The organism is Halobaculum sp. MBLA0143 (assembly GCF_041361465.1).
GTDB lineage: Archaea > Halobacteriota > Halobacteria > Halobacteriales > Haloferacaceae > JAHENP01.
Genome location: NZ_JBGKAC010000001.1, coordinates 945,477 through 963,108, shown reverse-complemented (window position 1 = coordinate 963,108; position 17,632 = coordinate 945,477). Strand labels below are relative to the sequence as shown.

Sequence of the window (17,632 nt, the reverse complement as noted above, 5' to 3'; positions counted from 1 at the left end):
CGTCACTCGTCGTCGACTTCCGTCGCCAGCCCCGTCTTTCCTTCGACGATCGACAGCGTCTCGGCGAGCTCCTGTTCGTCGGCGGCACCGCCGTACACCCGGCGGAGCAGTTCCGGCAGGCGGTAGCGGTAGCGGCCGCAGGCGACGTGTTCGATCACGCCGGCGCGTCGGAGCGTCCGGTTCCGGGCGTACGCGAACTCCCGGTCGCCGGAGCCGCCGGCGGCGACGTGCGCCTCCACCGGCGTCGCGCGGTAGTTGTTCCGGTAGTGGGTCAGCATCGCCAGCGTCACCTCGTCGAGCGACTCCAACGCGTCGACGAACCCGGAGACGACCGCCGACCGACTCCGGAGCTCCGTCCCGGCCGCGAACGACAGCAGTTCGTCGCCCGTCTCGAAGCCGGACTGCGTGGCCGCCGCGGCGGGGTCCGTGTCCCCGGGCTCCGGCAGCGACGACACCGGTCGACGAGGCTCCGACCCCAACCCCGCGCCGACCGCGTCCGTCGCCGAGCCGCCGTCGCTGGCCGCCGGCGTGGCCGCGTCGTCGCTGGCGTCGCCGACCGTCTCCACGCTCTCGGGGGAGTCGCCCGCCGCCGTCTCGACTGTTCCGGCTGTCTCGTCGCTCACCTCTGTGCCGGCGCTCCCGTCGCCCGCACCGTCGCCTGTGTCGCCACCGGCGGCTCCGTCAGCGTCGTCTGCGTTGCTGCCGCCAGCCCCGTCAGCGTCGTCTCCGTCGCCGCCACCGGCTCCGTCGTCACCACTCGCTCCAGTGAACTGGTCCAACTGCGCCTTCGCGGGGTTGCCGCCGTCGCCGCCGCGGTAGGAGGCGCCCGTCTTCTGGAGGAGCGCCTGGGCGAACGTGTCGGCCATGTCGGACATGTCGCGGGCCTCCTCCAGTTCTCGCTCCAGTTGGGTGATCTGCTGGCGTTTCTCGTCTAACTCCTGGCGCAGGTCCGCCAGCTCGGACTCCCGGCGTTCCTGTTCGTCCGTGATCCCCTGGAGCTCCGAGACCAGGTCGCCCGACACGTCTTTCAGATCCGGGCGCTCGAAGTCGTCCAGCCCGGGGGTCGCGCCGGCGTCGAACGTCTGCTTGCGGTGGAACTGGACCCGACGGATCGACTCCGCCCAGTCGGTCATCAGGAACGCCTCGCCGTCGTCCACCTCCTCGATGGCGTCGCCGTACTCGCTGCCGAGAATGCGCTTGACGACTTTGGTGTCGTTGTCCCAGGTGAGGCGGTGCCAGCAGAGCCAGTCACACTGGGTGATGAAGTCCTTCTTGACGTCCGCCGGCCGTTGGCTGATCCCGACGATCCCGAGGCCGTGTTTCCGGCCACGCTTGCCGATCTTGATGAGTGTCCGGCCGGTGTCGTCCAGTCCCGCTCCCTCCGGGACGTACTCGTGACACTCCTCTACCAGCATCAGAAACGGCTTCTTCAGCTTCTTCTCTTTGGCGAACAGGTGTCTGGCCGTCTCCCGAACGAGCGTGTTGGCCACGTCCTCGTCCAGGAACCCCGACACGTCGAGGATGATCGGGACGTTCTGTTCCAAGGCGAGTCCGGCCAGCTTCTCGGCGTGTTCGTCCGATACCTGGATGTCACACTCCTCGTCGGCGCCGGCGTGGAGGATCTCGTACTCCTCTTTCAGCCCGTAGTACTCCCCGTCGCTGTCCACGATCAACACCGGGAAGTTGTTGTCCAGCAGGTTCTCGATCACCACCGACGCAGTGTTACTCTTGCCCGAGCCGGACTTGCCGGTGATGAACCCGCGGCCGGTGAGAATCTCGACGACCGGCAACGAGATCGGTGTCCCCGGCTTCAGGTCCGACGCGCCACCCGGGCCGGCGCTCACGTCCGCGACGGTGATGGTCTCCGTCTGCTCGCTCATCGACCGAAGGTGGGCCGCCCGCCGGCATAAGTCCCCGCGCCGGCGTCTGACGCGCGTCACGCGATTCGTCCGCCTCGGTAACGCCGGTGCCGCCGACGCCGACGACGGTGTCGACCACGGGCCGTGCGTCCCCATCGTGGACGCTGCCGGACTCGATCCGAGTCGTGCTCTCGATCGGGCCGGCGCCGACCTCGGCCGCCAGCGACGTGTCGACGGACGACCGCGTCGTCCCCGTGTCGGAGTTGGCGTACACTCGGGTCGAGCCCTGGGTGTCGGCGACGACCACGCTCTCGACGTAGCCGACGACCGGGCGGTCCTCTCGTTCCGTCCGGATCGGCCGGGGCGTACAGTCGGGGGTGTCGTCGTCCAACGTCGTCGACAGCTCCGCGACCGTCTCGTCGTCGACCGTCCCGCCGACCCGTTCGACGGCCAGCCGGACGACGTGTGGCGTGGGTGACACCCCGGCCGCGGCGTACAGCCCGACCATATAGTCAATCGTCCGACACGATCCACGCCGAATTCGGATCGAGTCCCGACGGCGATCCAGCCGGAGTCTACTGCACATTTATTCTGGATAGTTATATCTACAAACTTTGTCGGCGGCGACCGGACTGCATGTCAGACGACACGAGACACGACGGACTGCGGACGGTACTGGTCACGACGCTCCTCGTCGGTGCTGCGGTCGCGGGCGTCGGCGCGGGGGTGTCGGCGCCCGCGGCGGCCGCCAGCACAGGGGTACCGGCGCCCGCGGCGGCCGGCAACACGGCGGCGTCACCGACGGCGTCGATCGACGTGCGGCCCGTCACTCCGTTCGCCGGGCGGCGGGCGGTCCTGATCGGGAACGCGACCGGCCTCACGGACGCGGCGTACGACTGGCGCGTCGAGACGCCGACCCGAGGGACGGTGCGGCTGGACGGGCGTCGGCCGCGGTTCCGTTTCCGGGCGGCCGGGACGTACGCGCTCCAGTTGACCGTGACCGGCGACGACAGGGGGACGGCACGGGAGACCACGACGGTCGAACTCCGGCGGACGACCGTCCGGCTGCGGGGAACCGACGGCCCGCCGGGCGACGCGACGCTCGTCTTGGACGGCGACGGTGCCGTCGGCTCCGGGGTGTACGCCGTCACAGACGGCTCGGTCGGCGTCGTCTTGCGGAACAACACCTCCTACGTGGCCACTGCGCTCCAGGACCGCGACCGGTCGACGCCGCTCACGCCGGACCCCGGTCCGGCCGATGGGCTCGCCGACTTCGCCGTCCTCGGCCGTGTCGCCGCCGGCGAGACGGTGACGCTCCGGCTGCCGACGGCTGCGCCGACGACCGTCCGGGTCGTGGACGCCGACGGCGGCCCGGTGACGCTCCGTCGGGCGAACACGCCCGGAGACGCCTCGCTGTCGCTCCGGCACGACCCGGTAGGGCTGCCGGCCGGCGGTTTCCGCGGTTTCGAGACGAACGCGACCGGCGTCGTCACGCTGTCCGGCCGACCGCCGGAGCTGACCGGCAACGTGACCGTGACGGTCGTCCCGCTGGCCGATCGTTTCGCCCGGACGGGTCGACGGCTCCGACGGCGGCTCGCCGTCGACGGGCCGGCACGGACGACGTTCGTCCTGAACGACAGCGCCGGGACGGCAGAGACGCGGCTCCCGCAGACGGCGGTCGTCGGGGAGCCCGTCCCGCTGAACGTCACTGTCGGCGACGGCCGTGTCGTCGCCGCCGACTGGTGGCTCCACGGCCCGGACGCCGAAACCCGACGCCGCGCCGGCGCGCAGACGACGTTCGTCCCGCGGGTCGCCGGTCGCTTCCGCGTCACCGTCCGTGCAGAGACGGCGAGCGGCGAGACCAGACTCGCCCGCGCCGACCTCCGGGTGGCGCGGCGGACGACGGTCGCCGGCCGAGTGGTCCGCCCGGACGGCGGAGCGCTGGCGGACGCGGTCGTCCGACTGTACCGGGCCGGCGTGGGTCGCTCGGCGGCGGCGGTCCGGAACGGTACCGGCGTCGCTCGCGGCCCGTCGACGGCGGTCGTCACCCGGACGGACGAGAACGGCCGGTTCGAGGCCGTGCTGGCCGCCGGCCGAGAGTACCGGACGGTCGTCGTCCAGACGCCCGTCGGCGACCCACCCGTCGACGGCGTCCCGGACGTGGCCGTCCTCGGACGCTTCACCGCCGGCGTCGACGCACCCGGCGGCCAACTGCCCGCGCCGCGCCGGCTGACGGTCGCCGTCGAGACGGCAGACGGCGACCGCCTCTCGGCCGGTCTACTCGGCGACGCCGACGGCGAGACCGTCGCGGTCGCGGTCGGTCACGCCCCGGACGGCGCCGGAACGACACTGGTCGGGTGGCTCCCCGGTCTCGGCCCGGGCGACGGTGAAGATGGGGACGGAGACGGCGGCAGTGGCGACGACGACACCCGCCCGGTCGTGGAGGTCGCCGGTGCGGCGACGGTCGTCGCCGACGCCCGGACGGGCTGGCTGGTCCCGACGGCGCGGACGAACGTCACAGCGACGGCCGAGACCGCCCGGCTGACGCTCCGCGTGACGGACACGACGGCGCCGGTCGCCGGGCTCGACGGCCCGGCGCGGGCGACCGTCGGCGACTCCGTCGACTTCGACGCGACCGAGTCGCGCGACCGTTTCGGGATCGCCGGCTACGCCTGGGATCTCGACGGCGACGACGCCTTCGAGACTGCAGGGAACGCGACCCGGACCTGGACGCCCGAGGACGACGGCCGGCGGACCGTCCGGGTCCGGGTCCGTGACCCCGCCGGCAACCGCGCGACAGCGTCGCACACGGTCGTCGTTCGGGAGGAGGCCGGGGACGGCAGCGACGACGGAAGTAGTGGAGACGGCGGCGACGAGAACGACGAGCGTGGCAGTGACGTCGCCGACGACTCGGGCGACGACACTGGTCCAGGCGGTGGCGACGAGAGCGACTCCGACGACTCTGCCGGGAGCGACTCCGACGACTCTGCCGGGGGCGACTCCGACGACGCCGGCCGTGCCGGGCCGGACGACACCACACCGACACCGCGCACGCCGCCGCCGACACCGGTCGCGGCACGGACGACGACGCCTGCGGGCAGCGTGCCGCTGGACGGTCGGGCGACCGGGACGCCGCGGTCGCGCGACACACCGACGAGACCGGTCGGTCCCGACGGCGGCGGCCGTGACGTGTGGCGAGGTCCCGACGGTCGAACGGCGACCGCGACGCCGGCGGCGACTGCGACCCCCCGTGATCCCCCGGAGCCGGCCGAATCGTCGCTGTTCCGACCACTCCCCGGGGTCGTGTCGACGGCGACGCCGGCGGTCACACGGACGGCCCCGCAGACGCCCGCGGGGACCGCACCGTCGGGGCGGACGGCGACCGCCGCGGGCGACCCGCCGCGGTCCGTGCCACCGGAGTCGCAACGAGCGCCACGGACGGCGAGTGGGGAGCGACCGGACGCCGACGCCCCGGCGAGAGCCCAGTCTCCGACGGAGACGGACGCGAACGGTTCGCACCCGTTGGCTGCCGTCGCGTTGCTGGTGGTCGCCGTGGCCGCACTACTCGCCGTCCACCTCCTGCGGTCCACGGGTCGGGAGTCGACGTAGCGTCTCGACCTCCTCCCGGACGGGACGACGACCACGGTCGCCCCGACCCACTCTCCGGACGGGACGACGACCACGGTCGCCCCGACCCACTCTCCGGACGGGACGACGACCACGGTCGCCCCGACCCACTCTCCGGACGGGACGACGACCACGGTCGCCCCGACCCACTCTCCGGACGGGACGACGACCACGGTCGCCCCGACCCACTCTCCGGACGGGACGACGACCACGGTCGCCCCGACCCACTCTCCGGACGGGACGACGACCACGGTCGCCCCGACCCACTCTCCGGACGGGACGACGACCACGGTCGCCCCGACCCACTCTCCGGACGGGACGACGACCACGGTCGCCCCGACCCACTCTCCGGACGGGACGACGACCACAGTCGCCCCGACCCACTCTCCGGACGGGACGACGACCACAGTCGCCCCGACCCACACCTTCACCACCCCTGCCCTCCTCGTGACACCATGTCACACTTCGGCACGGACGCGCTCCCCGACCAGGAGTACACCGTCGACCACCGGCTGTCGGACGCGGACGAGAACGTCCACAGCGTCTGGGACAACGACATCGAGCCGGCGCTGACCGTCTCCCCGGGCGACGTGGTCCAGTTCGACTGCCGGGACGCCGTCGACGGCCAGATCGACCACGACACGACCGCGGCCGAGATTACGGACGTGAGCTTCGATCCGGTCCACCCCCTCACCGGGCCGGTCGCGGTCGAGGGCGCCGATCCCGGGGACGTGTTGGAGGTCCAACTGCTCGACCTCGAACACGAGGGCTGGGGGTTCACGAACTACTTCCCCAGCGAGATGGGGCTGGGGCTGCTGCCGGACGAGTTCGACGAGCCCGGACTCCACGTCTGGGATCTGGAGGGTGACGTGGGTCACTTCGTCGACGGGATCGAGGTGCCGCTGGACCCGTTCCCGGGGGTGATCGGCGTCGCGCCCGCCGCCGACGGCACCCACGACACGCTCCCGCCCCGCTCCGTCGGAGGGAACCTAGACGTGAAGCAGGCGACGGCCGGCTCGACGGTCTACCTCCCGGTGGAAGTGGAGGGGGCGTCGTTCTCGACCGGCGACTGTCACGCCGCCCAAGGCGACGGTGAGGTGTGTGTCACCGGGATCGAGGCGCCGATGACCGTGACCGCGCGTCTCGACGTGCGGTCGGACCTCTCGGTGGAACAGCCGGAGCTGGCGACGACCGGCCCGTTCACCGCGACCGGACGCGACGAGCCGGCGTACGCCACGACCGGTGTCGCCGACGACCTGATGGAGGCGACGCGGTTGGCGATCAGACACGCGATCGACCACCTGGCGACACACCGCGGGCTCTCCCGCGGGGAGGCGTACGTGCTCTGTTCTGCCGCCGTCGACCTGAAGATCAGCCAGGTCGTCGACGCACCCAACTGGACCGTGACCGCGTTCCTGCCGGAGAGTATCTTCCCGGACGACGGCGGAGACGGAGGTGACGACGGCGCGACTGCGAACGGCGACGCAGGCGGCGTCTAGCCGTCCCCCTCGGCGCCGAGCCGTTCTGCGATCTCCGCACCGACGCTCCGGGGGTCCGCTTCGACGAGTTCCAACCGGTCGCCGACGGCGAGTTCGCCGCCCTCAACTACGTCCGCACAGATCCCGCCGCGCCCGTCACCCAACGCTTCCTCGACTCCCGCCTCGTCGGCGACCTCCTCGACGTGAGCACACGGCGGTCGACGGCGGGTGCCGCGGAACGTCACTCCGCCGACTCGGAACGTCGTGTCGAGGAGGTCCGTGGGCTCGGCCCCCGCCAACACGACGTTCCGGCGGTGGCGCCCGTCCGAGAGGTCGATCCCCGTCTGCTCGCGGATCGTCTCGACGGCCGCCCACGACACGAACGTCACCTCGCAGGTGTCGAACGGTGCGTACGTCCCGCTCCCGTCGAAGTACCGGTCGTCGACGATCCCACCCTCCCGACAGGTCACGGTCTCGCGGGGCTCCATCGCCGCACCCCCCTCCGGCGCGGTGAACAGCTGTCTGACAGTCGCGTCCATACCGACCGACCAGGGACCGGGGGAGGGTACATCTTCCGCCGTGGCCAGCCGTCACCGAGTCAGTATTAAGTCTCGATACCCAGAGGTAGACACGAGTGTGAACGAGGACCCCGGCCGGACTGTCCTGTGTGTCACCGGTGTGGCGGCGGCGTCCTGTGGCAGCGACGGCGCGCAGTCGGGCGAGCGACAGGTGCAGACGAGACAAGGCGCCCTGGGGGGCATCGACGCGACGGTCGTCACCGTGACAGACGCGGCGACGGCGGTAGCGCGCCTGCAGGCACAGTCGGGGGTCGACCTCCTGGTGACGGACCAACGGCTGCCCGACGGCACGGGCGTCGACCTGATCGAGCGGGTGGCCGAGCGGTGGTCGAGAACGACGACGGTGTTGGCGACCGCCGACGGGGACGAACGAGTCGCCGCCGACGCCACCGCCGCCGGCGCGGACGCCTACGTCCCGTTGGCGACACCGCTCGGACGCGAGGAGCGGTCGGAGGAACTACGCGACCGAGTGACGGAGCTCCTGTCGGACGACGACGGAGTCGGTCGGTTCGAGCGGACGCTCGAACGGACGACGGACGCCGTCTACGCCGTCGACGAGGACTGGCGAATCGAGTACATCGACGACCAGATGGCACGCCGCGTCGGGCGCGAACCGGCGGAGATCCTGGGCACCGTCTTGTGGGAGGAGTTTCCGAGCGTGTGCGGCACGGAGTTAGAACGGACGTACCGTCGGGCGATGGAGACGGGGGAAGCGACGACCGTCGAGACACGCCTCGGCGAGCCGTACGACTACTGGGTCCGGGCACGGGCGTTCCCGGACGACGACGGGCTGACGGTCATCTCCCGAGAGGTGACGGAGCAACACGAACGGCAACGGGAGTTGGAGCGCGACGAGACGATCCTCCAGAGCCTGGCCGACCCAGTGTTCACCGTCGACGAGACGTTCGAGGTGCAGTACGCCAACCCGGCGGCGGCGACGGCCGTCGGGGCGGCGACCGTCGACGACCTCGTCGGCCGGAGTATAGGGAGTGCCGTCGCCGGCCGGGTGTCGCACGCGGACGCCAGGTCGTTCACCGATATCGTCGGCGACTGTCTCGACGACGAGACGGACGGCGACCGAGAGTGCCAGCTCACCGTCCAGACCGGAGACGGACCACGACACTTCGACACGACCGTCACCGGGCTGGCGGACGCAGACGCCCGGCGGGCGCTGATCGTCGCCCGCGACGTGACGGACCGCGAGACGGCCCGCGGACAGTTGGAGGCCGAGCGGGACGCGCTCCGGGCGCTCCAACGAGTCGTCGCCGACGCGGACGCCTCGACGGGAGAACGGCTCTCGCGGTTGTTGGCCGTCGGCTGTGAGACGCTCGGGCTGGAGGTCGGGCTCGTCTCTCGCGTCGAGGACCGGGAGTACAACGTCGAGGCGGCACACGGCCCGGACGTGGACGTCGCCGCCGGCGACTGCTACGACCTGGAGGAGACGTTCTGTGCCGCGTTGTTCGAGGGCGACGACTCGTTCGCGGCCGAAACCGTCTCCTTCCGGAACGCCCAGGAGGCGGGCTACGACGACCACCCCGCATTCCACGGGGAGCCACTGCGAGCGTACGCCGGCGTCCCGCTGCGAGTGGACGGTGAGCCGTACGGTACGGTGAACTTCGCCGCCCGCCGTCCCCGCGAAGAGCCGTTCGGGGAGGCGGAGAACACGTTCCTGTGGCTGGTCGCAGAGCTCGTCGGGACGGAGCTGTCCCGGCGGGCCAGCCGGCGCGAACTGGAGCGGACGAACAACCGGCTGGCGTCGGTCGTGGAGGCGACACCCTCGCCTGTGGTGGAGACGGATCCGGACGGGGTCGTCCGGCGGTGGAACCAGGCCGCAGAGGAGGTGTTCGGCTGGCCGGCGTCGACAGTGTGTGGCGAGCCCGACCCGACGGTGCCCGGGGAGGGGAGCGCCGCGGCGGAGCGTCGGGCGCGGGCGGCCGACGGCGAACGGATTCGCGGCGAAGAGGGGGTCCGGCTGTGTCGTGACGGGAGTCGGCTGAACGTGCTCGTGTCGGCCGCGCCCGTCACGGACGCCGACGGCGAGGTGGAGGGCGTCCTGACCGTGCTCGAGGACATCGGAGCACAGAAACGGATCGAGTCACAGCTTCGCGCCCTCCAGGAGACCGCCCGCAAACTGACGCTGGCAGAGTCCGTCGAGGAGATCGGCGAGATCACCGTCGAGGCGGCAGAACGGGTGCTCGACCGGTCGGTGACGGGTGTCTGGGAGTACGACGCGAACACGGACGCCTTGGTGCCGCTCGCGGAGACGGAGGCCGCACAGGAGCTGTTCAGTGGGATTCCTCACTTCGAGCGGGGGGAAGGGCTGGCGTGGGAGGCGTTCGACGACGACGAGGTCAAGCTGTACGACGACGTTCAGTCCGTCGAACGGCGGTACAACTCGGACACGCCGATCCGGAGCGAACTGTTGGCGCCGCTGAGCGAGGTGGGGCTGCTCGTCACCGGGTCGACCGAGCGCCGGGAGTTCACGGACGCGGACGTGGACCTGTTCCGCGTGCTGGCGTCGACGGCGGCGGCGGCGATCAAGCGCACCAACCGGGAGACGGAGCTACGCCGACAGAACGAGCGGTTAGACGAGTTCGCCAGCGTCGTCGCCCACGACCTCCGGAACCCGCTCGCGGTCGCGGACGGGTTCTTGGAGGTGGCAATCGAGACGGGAGAGACGGACCAGCTCTCCCGGGTGGCCGACGCCCACGACCGGATCGACCAGCTGATCGACGACCTGTTGACGCTCGCCCGCGGCGAGCCGACGGTCGAAGACGGCCAACGAGTCGACCTCGCCGGCGTCGCCCGAGAGGCGTGGGGCTACGTCGACACCGGAGAGGCGACACTGACTGTCGACCCGGAGCTGGGGAGCGTCTCGGGCGACCGGAGTCGGCTGTCACAGCTGTTCGAGAACCTGTTTCGGAACGCCGCCGACCACGCTGGGCCGGCGGCGGCGGTGACGGTGACGGCGACCGACGAGGGCTTCGTCGTCGCCGACGACGGTCCGGGAATCCCGCCGGGGGAACGCGACCGAGTGTTGGAACACGGGGTGACGACCGCAGAGGGCGGCACGGGGTTCGGGCTGAGCATCGTCGCCGACACGGCCCGTGCGCACGGCTGGACCGTCGACGTCGGGGAGTCGGCCGAGGGGGGCGCCCGGTTCGTGTTCGAGAGTTGACGACTCACTTCGTCCGGAACGCGCGGTCGCCGGCGTCGCCGAGCCCGGGGACGATGAACCCGTCTTCGTCCAGTTCGTCGTCGATGGCGACCGTCAGGAGGTCCGCCTCCGGGTACGCCTCGCCGACGCGGGTGAGGCCGTCCGGCGCCGACACCGCAGACAGCACGAACAGATCCTCCGGGTCGCCGGCGTCCGTGACGTGGTCCAAGACGGTACACATCGTCGAGCCGGTCGCCAGCATCGGGTCGGCGACGATCACGGTGTCCTGGCTCGTGATCTCCGGTAGCTTCGTGTAGTCGATGCTGATGGGGAACGCGCCGGTGTCGTCCATCCCGGCCGACTCGTCGCGGCCGGCGGAGATCACTCCCTGTTTGGCCCGGGGGAACGCCTTCAGCAGTCCCTCGACGAACGGGGTCGCCGCCCGGAGGACGTTGATGATCACCACGTCGTCGAGCCCGCGGACACGCTCGCCGGTGGTCTCTGCCAGTGGCGTGTCGATAGCGACGTACTCCGTCTCCATCACGCCGTCGATGATCTCGTAGCCACAGATCCGGCCGAGTTTGACGAGTCCCTTCCGGAAGGCGACCTGTTCCGTCTCCACGTCTCGGAGCCGCGAGAGCGTGTGTCTGGCGAGCGCGTGTGTGATGAGGTGTGCGTCGCCGCGTTGCTCGATTGGCACGCTCGGGAGAGTGGCCGGCGACGACTAAACCGCACCGGTTCGTGGAAACGCCGGCCTCGGACGCCGACGAGCGTCGAACCCCCGGTCAGTCGTCGCGGTACGTCCACGGCGACACCAGTGCCACGGAGACGAGCAGCCCGCCGAGCAACGAGGTGGTCGCGAGCGGGCCAATCGCGTCTGCGACCCGCCCCCCGACGAGCTCGAACGGCGCGACCAACACCCCGTCGAACACGGAGACGGCAGACAACGTCGTCGCCCGCCCGACCGACGGGGTGCGGTCGTTGACGTACTGCCCGCGGAGCGGGGCGGTCACGCTCCTGACGGCCCGCAGGAGGAAGAACACCGGAACCGCCGCGACCGGCACCGCGACGACCCCGGCGAGGACGACCCCGAACCCGGTAGGGGCGAGCCGGAACCAGCCAGCCGCGCCCAGTCGCTCCTCGATCCACCCCGTCCGGGCGGTGACGGCGGCCGCGACGAGCCGGAACGCCGCGAAGACGACACCCAACGCGACGATTCCGTCGACGGTGAACCCGCCGACGGTCACCCCCGCGAGACCGAAGCTGTCGACCGTGGTCCCCGCGAGGGCGTCGCGGGTCACCGGTTGGACGAAGAAGCCGACGACACCCATCACGGCGGTGAACACCCCCGAGAGGAGGAGGAACCCGCACAACCCGCCCGCGAGAAGTCGGCCGCGGGCGATCCGCAGTGCGGCCAGTGGGCCGAGCGGATCGTCACTGTCGCTTGCGGTGTCGTCGCCACCCGAGCCAGCGTCCGCGTCGTCCAACGCCTCGGGGTCCGGCTCGGGGAACGTGGCGACGACCGGCACGGCGAGTGCGGTCGTTGCGGCGCTGGCGAGCCACGGCCACGCCAGGTTCACCGTCCCGAGCAACCCCCCGGCGAGCGCGGCGACCGCCGAGACGGCCAACCCGATCGACTTCCCCCGCCCGCGAATCCGGGCGAACTGGTCGCTGTCGGTCTCTGCACGGAGTGTGTCGTACAGCCACGCCTCGTCGCTGCCGGAGGTGAACGTCCGCGCGACCGCCAACAACACGTACGCCGCCAGAAACGTCGGCAGCGAGGAGCCGAAGGCGAACGCCAGACTACCCAGACTCGCCCCGACTGTCCCGATCAGCAACGACCGCCGGCGGCCGAGTCTGTCGCCCAGGTAGCCGGTCGGCGCCTCCGCGAGCACGATGGTCACGGAGAACACGGCGTCCAACAACCCGACACCGGTGTAGGAGACACCCCGTGAGAGCAGGAACACGACCCAGATCGGCCCAGAGAGGTGTGCGTTCCGGGTCGCCTCGTAGACGTAGTACCGCAGGACGGCACTGCGTGACACACCACGTGCTACCGACTTCCCCGTCTACGGTCTTCGATCCGTTTCGACTCCCGAAACGAGGCGTCCCGAACCGATCTCCACCGACCACACGACGACTGACGAATTCCGGATACGACGTTCGTGGCCCACAACCGACGACTCCGAAACGCTTACCGGGATTTCGGCGTCTGTCTCGAACGCATGACAAAAGTGAGCATCGTCGGCGCGGCCGGCACCGTCGGGGCCGCGGCCGGCTACAACCTGGCGCTACGGGACGTGGTCGACGAGCTGGTGTTCGTGGACATCCCGGACAAGGAAGACGAGACCGTGGGGCAGGCGGCCGACGCCAACCACGGCGTCGCGTACGACTCCAACACGACGGTCCGGCAGGGCGGCTACGAGGCGACGGCCGGGTCGGACGTGGTCGTCGTCACGGCCGGTATCCCACGTCAGCCCGGGCAGACCCGGATCGACCTCGCGGGCGACAACGCCCCGATCATGGAGGACATCGGCGCGTCGCTGCGGGAGCACAACGACGACTTCGTCTCCGTCACCACCTCGAACCCGGTGGACCTGCTCAACCGTCACCTGTACGAGACCGGCGAGCGGGCCCGCGAGAAGGTGATCGGCTTCGGCGGCCGGCTGGACTCCGCCCGGTTCCGGTACGTGTTGTCCGAGCGGTTCGACGCCCCGGTCCAGAACGTCGAGGCGACGATCCTCGGCGAGCACGGCGACGCACAGGCGCCGGTGTTCTCGAAGGTGCGCGTCGACGGCACGGACCCGTCGTTCGACGCCGACGAGCGCGAGGAGATCCTGGCCGACCTCCAACAGTCCGCGATGGACGTGATCGAACGGAAAGGGGCCACCCAGTGGGGGCCGGCGACCGGCGTCGCCCACATGGTCGAGGCGATCCTCCACGACACGGGCGCGGTGTTGCCGGGCTCGATCCCGCTCGACGGGGAGTACGGCTACGAGGACACTGCGGTCGGCGTCCCGCTGAAGCTCGGCAGTGACGGCGTCGAGGAGGTCGTCGAGTGGGACCTGGCCGACTACGAGTCGGAGCTGCTCGACGAGGCCGCCGAGAAGCTGTCCGACCAGTACGACCAGATGACCGCCGAGGCAGAGTAGTAGCCCGGGCGACACCCTCGCAGGTGAGCCCGCTCGCACGGTGCCGTCGAGGACACCGGTGTGTGAGCGACGACGGTGACGCCGGCGACGGCGAGACGCCCCACGATCCGTTGCGGCGTCGATGCAGGTCGCCGACTCCCTCCGGACCGTCGAACGTCGCAGACCGACTCGCCGGAGAGACACGCCGTTGCTCGTGAAGCTCGGCTCCTGGCTCCCGTTCCAGGCTGTGACGTTCAGGGTACAGCCGAGTCTCTGAGCGTGCCGACAGACGGTGTGTCCGAGTCGACGCCACCACTCTTCACTCTTCGCCGACAGTCTTCGTCCGTGACAGACACTGTCCTCGTCACCGGCGGCCTGGGTCGCTCCGGTCGTTGGATCGTCGACAGACTCGCGCCGGAGCACCGCGTCCACTGTGTCGACCTGGATCACCCGGGCTACGAGGTCGACGCCGGCGAGAACGTCGCCTTCGCGGCCGCGGACCTGACGGACGCCGGCGAGACGCTGGCGCTCGTCGACCGGGTCGACCCGGACGCGGTCGTCCACTGGGCGGCGATCCCGACGCCGGAGCGACACGCCGGTCCGCGGGTGTTCGAGACGAACGTCACGGCCACGTACAACGTCCTGTCGGCGGCCGGCCGGGTCGGCGCGGACGTGGTCCAGGCGTCCAGCGAGGCGAGCTACGGGCTGGCGTTCGCCGACGAGCCGCGGCTGCCGGCGGAGTTGCCGATCACCGTCGACCACCCACAGGAGCCGGAAGACCCGTACGGACTGGGGAAGGTCGTCGCGGAGGAGACCGCCGAGACGGTCGTCCGGCGGGACGGCGTCGCCGTCACCTCCGTCCGGCCGTCGTGGATCCAGTACCCCGGGGAGTACGAGTGTCGGCCGGTCGACGACCTCGCGGCCGGCGCGGGCAACTGTTGGTCGTACGTCGACGCGCGCGACGTCGCGGACCTGGTCGCGGCGGCCGTCGCCGATCCGCCGACGGGCCACGAGCCGGTCCACGCCGCCGCGGCCGACAGCTACCTCGACCGCCCGACCGCCGACGCCGTCCGGGAGTTCTTCGGCGACCTGCCGACCGACTGCTCGCTGTCCGGGAGGGCGTCGGCGCTGTCGACCGCGCGGGCCCGAGAGCTGTTCGACTGGGCGCCCGAACACGGGTGGGAGACGGCGGCAGAGGCGACCGTCGCGTCACCGACCCTCTGGGAGTGAGCGGTCACCGTCGAAGATCACCCCCTCCACCCGTTCGCGGGGGGTGTACGACCCCTCGACGGCGGGAGTGTAGTCCGCGGCGGCGGCGTGAGCGGCGGCGACGGCGTCCAAGGCGTCGTCCGTCGCGGTGAGACAGTCGGCGGCGACGCCGTCGACGGCGACGCCGGCGGCTCGCAGCGACGCGCGGTTGTCGCGGCGGGCGGCGACGCCGGCCCGAGTATCCGGCTTGTACCCCTCGCGCACGGCGTCCAACGCGTCGAAGACGGCCGCGGGGTACGTCTCCAGGAGCGTGAGGTCGGCGTCTGGCGCCGGCGCAATCGGCGGCACCCGGGCGCCGCCGTCGACGAGCGGCGCCAGAACCGCAGCGATCCCGTAGAACGTCTGGGTCCGGATACGGTAGCCCGCCGGCTCCTGGCCGCCGTAGTCGTCGTCGGCCGCCCGAGTGCGGGGGAACCCTCGTTCGTCGGCCGTCTCGCGGGCGGTCTCGTACAGTGCCTTCGGGTCGTCGACGGCGCCGAGCACGCCCCAGCGCTCGGGGGTGTCAGCGAGGAACGACCGCCACAGCCCCTCCGGACTGTTCGGTTCGTCGTCCGAGTCGTCCGGGTCGCCGCCGAAGCCGAGAAACTCGGCCGGCAGCGAGAACGGGAAGTCCAGTCCGGCGACCGTCGGCGCGGGCGGGTCGGCCAGGAACTCGACGAGCGCCGGGAGCACGGTCTCGCGGTCCGTGCCGTCGACGCCGAGCGTCTCCGTCGCGGTCGCCAGTCGCTCGACGGCGAGGCCGTCGTCCGTCCGGCGGCAGACGGCGATCCAGGTCTTCTCGCCGGCCGAGCGCCCGGCGGCGCCGAAGTCGACACCGACGACGCGGCGGGGTGTCGTCACTCCTCGTCGTCGACGAAGCGGTCGACGTTCGGGAAGAACTTCTCCGGGTCCTCGTGGACGACGGAGGCGACGTGGGTGCCGTCCAGCCGTTCGAGGTGGGTGTACATCGCGGACTGGTCGACGGCCGTCTGGATCAGGTCGCCCGCGTGTCTGAGCTCGTAGGTGCCGACGACGTAGACGGCGACCGGCTCCGTCTCGTCGTCCCTGGCGTCGTCCGCGTCCACCTCGTCTGCAGGCTCTTGGAGCAGTTCCGTCACGACGAACACACGACCGTCGCTCTCTGCGCGGTAGCAGTCGTACGCGGAGAAGTCGCCGTCGGTCAGCGTCTCGAACTCGTCGGCGAAGTTGCCCGGAACGACGTGGACCAGCCCGAACCGGTCGTATTCTCCGTGTTCGGGCGCCTGCGGGGCCGTGTCGCCGGCGGGGATCACGAGCGTCTCGTACCCCTCCGCCCGACGTTCGGCCGCCAGCCCCTCCGTGTCCTCCAGCGTGGCCTCCCACGCCTCGCGGTGCCGGTCCGCGAGCGCCGCCACGCGGTCCGCGTCGTCGATGTCGTCCCCAACCTCTGGCATACACACCCGTCTCTGTCCGAGCGTGTAAAGTTACACGACTCGTCGCCGGAAGTCGACCCGGCCCCGACAGGGCTTTGGGCGAGCCGAGAGACCCGAGAGACGTGAAACAGACCATCGCCGTCCGGACGGACCTCGGGATGGGCACCGGGAAGCTCGCCGCACAGGTGGCGCACGCCTCGCTGTCGGCCTACGAGGACACGGACAGCCGTGCCGCCAGCGAGTGGAAAGGGTCGGGCCAACAGAAGGTCGTCCTGAAAGTCGACGGGGAGTCACAGCTGTTCGAACTGGCCGACCGCGCCGACCGCGAGGGACTCCCCAACGCCGTGATTCGAGACGCCGGCCGCACCCAACTCGACCCCGGCACCGTCACCGCGCTGGCTGTCGGGCCCGGGCGCGAGGAGTCCGTCGACCGCGTCACCGGCGACCTGTCACTCTACTGAGCATCTTTCTCACATCTGATACTCGGACGGTCAGGTTTTTGACGTGGGGTCTTCCGGGGACGGTAGAGGGAGGATGTCAGGGGAGTCTACAGTGCTCGTGGTCGACGACGAGGTAGAGGTCGCCAGGGCGTACGCCGCCTGGCTGGACGACGGCTACGAGGTACAGACGGCACACGACGGTCGAGAGGCGCTGGCGGTCGTCTCTGAGTCCATCGACGTGGTGTTGTTGGATCGTCGGATGCCACGACTCTCCGGCGACGAGGCGTTGGAGCGCATCCGTGCCCGGGGGTACGACGTACGGGTGGCGGTCGTGACGGCCGTCGATCCGGACTTCGACGTGGTGGAGATGCCGTTCGACACCTACCTGACGAAGCCGGTGAACCAGTCGGACCTGTTCGCGGCCGTCGAGACGCTGTCGGCGCTCGCGGAGTACGACGACGCCGTCCTCCGAGAGTTCGCGCTGGCCGAGAAACGCGCGGCGCTGGAGGCGGCCAAGCCGGCGGCGGAGCTGTCGGCGGACGAACGGTTCGCCAGGTTGGACGAGGCGCTGTCGGAGGCGCGGTGTGAAGCCATCGACCGGCTGGGAGAGGTGGACCACGAGACGGCGACGGCGGCGTTGTCCGGGCTGTCTGCGGACGTGAACGCCCGTCACGGTGCGGTGTCGTCCTGGTAACGGCGACT

General features: G+C 71.1%; 13 protein-coding genes. 7 read left to right on the top strand and 6 right to left on the bottom strand.

Annotated features, from left to right (window positions below):
* Positions 1-2: 2 nt before the first annotated feature.
* Complete coding sequence (locus RYH79_RS05015; protein ID WP_370896842.1) at positions 3-1,880, bottom strand: helicase HerA domain-containing protein; 1,878 nt, start codon at positions 1,878-1,880, stop codon at positions 3-5.
* Positions 1,881-2,495: 615 nt separating this feature from the next.
* On the opposite strand from RYH79_RS05015, the gene RYH79_RS05010 reads away from it, so the two are divergent.
* Positions 2,496-5,468, top strand: coding sequence for a PKD domain-containing protein (locus tag RYH79_RS05010; protein ID WP_370896840.1), 2,973 nt, complete (start codon positions 2,496-2,498; stop codon positions 5,466-5,468).
* A 473-nt stretch (positions 5,469-5,941) separates the two neighbouring features.
* Entirely contained in the window at positions 5,942-6,985 is a 1,044-nt protein-coding gene (locus RYH79_RS05005) for an acetamidase/formamidase family protein (protein WP_370896839.1), read from the top strand.
* On the opposite strand, the gene RYH79_RS05000 is transcribed toward RYH79_RS05005, so the two are convergent.
* Positions 6,982-7,503 carry an MOSC domain-containing protein gene (locus RYH79_RS05000; protein WP_370896837.1) on the bottom strand — a complete coding sequence of 174 codons (522 nt, stop codon included), beginning with the start codon at positions 7,501-7,503 and terminating at the stop codon, positions 6,982-6,984. The two genes, RYH79_RS05005 and RYH79_RS05000, sit on opposite strands and share 4 nt — an antisense overlap.
* 97 nt (positions 7,504-7,600) lie before the next feature.
* On the opposite strand from RYH79_RS05000, the gene RYH79_RS04995 reads away from it, so the two are divergent.
* Positions 7,601-10,720 carry a PAS domain-containing protein gene (locus RYH79_RS04995; protein WP_370896835.1) on the top strand — a complete coding sequence of 1,040 codons (3,120 nt, stop codon included), beginning with the start codon at positions 7,601-7,603 and terminating at the stop codon, positions 10,718-10,720.
* A 4-nt stretch (positions 10,721-10,724) separates the two neighbouring features.
* Here the strand turns inward: RYH79_RS04995 and upp are convergent, their stop codons facing one another.
* A complete protein-coding gene (upp, locus tag RYH79_RS04990) occupies positions 10,725-11,399 on the bottom strand; it encodes a uracil phosphoribosyltransferase (protein WP_370896833.1) in 675 nt (224 codons plus the stop codon).
* 85 nt (positions 11,400-11,484) lie between these two features.
* On the bottom strand, positions 11,485-12,744 hold the full coding sequence (locus tag RYH79_RS04985) for an MFS transporter (protein ID WP_370896832.1): 1,260 nt from the start codon (positions 12,742-12,744) through the stop codon (positions 11,485-11,487).
* 180 nt (positions 12,745-12,924) lie between these two features.
* Here RYH79_RS04985 and mdh point away from each other — a divergent pair, with 180 nt between their 5' ends.
* Positions 12,925-13,851, top strand: a complete 927-nt coding sequence (mdh, locus tag RYH79_RS04980; protein ID WP_370896830.1) for a malate dehydrogenase — start codon at positions 12,925-12,927, stop codon at positions 13,849-13,851.
* 324 nt (positions 13,852-14,175) lie between these two features.
* A complete protein-coding gene (locus tag RYH79_RS04975) occupies positions 14,176-15,060 on the top strand; it encodes an NAD-dependent epimerase/dehydratase family protein (RefSeq protein WP_370896828.1) in 885 nt (294 codons plus the stop codon).
* On the opposite strand, the gene RYH79_RS04970 is transcribed toward RYH79_RS04975, so the two are convergent.
* The gene (locus RYH79_RS04970; protein WP_370896826.1) at positions 15,040-15,939 is read right to left on the bottom strand and encodes a DUF429 domain-containing protein; all 900 of its coding nucleotides are present in this window, start codon (positions 15,937-15,939) and stop codon (positions 15,040-15,042) included. The two genes, RYH79_RS04975 and RYH79_RS04970, sit on opposite strands and share 21 nt — an antisense overlap.
* Positions 15,936-16,511 carry a DUF7529 family protein gene (locus tag RYH79_RS04965; protein ID WP_370896824.1) on the bottom strand — a complete coding sequence of 192 codons (576 nt, stop codon included), beginning with the start codon at positions 16,509-16,511 and terminating at the stop codon, positions 15,936-15,938. The genes RYH79_RS04970 and RYH79_RS04965 overlap by 4 nt, the downstream gene beginning before the upstream one ends.
* 101 nt (positions 16,512-16,612) lie before the next feature.
* Between RYH79_RS04965 and pth2 the strand changes: the two genes are divergently transcribed.
* Positions 16,613-16,951 carry a peptidyl-tRNA hydrolase Pth2 gene (gene pth2, locus RYH79_RS04960; protein WP_370896822.1) on the top strand — a complete coding sequence of 113 codons (339 nt, stop codon included), beginning with the start codon at positions 16,613-16,615 and terminating at the stop codon, positions 16,949-16,951.
* Between the two features lie 73 nt (positions 16,952-17,024).
* Positions 17,025-17,624: a response regulator transcription factor gene (locus RYH79_RS04955; RefSeq protein ID WP_370896820.1), complete on the top strand. Its 600-nt coding sequence runs from the start codon at positions 17,025-17,027 to the stop codon at positions 17,622-17,624.
* The last annotated feature ends 8 nt before the right edge of the window (positions 17,625-17,632 follow it).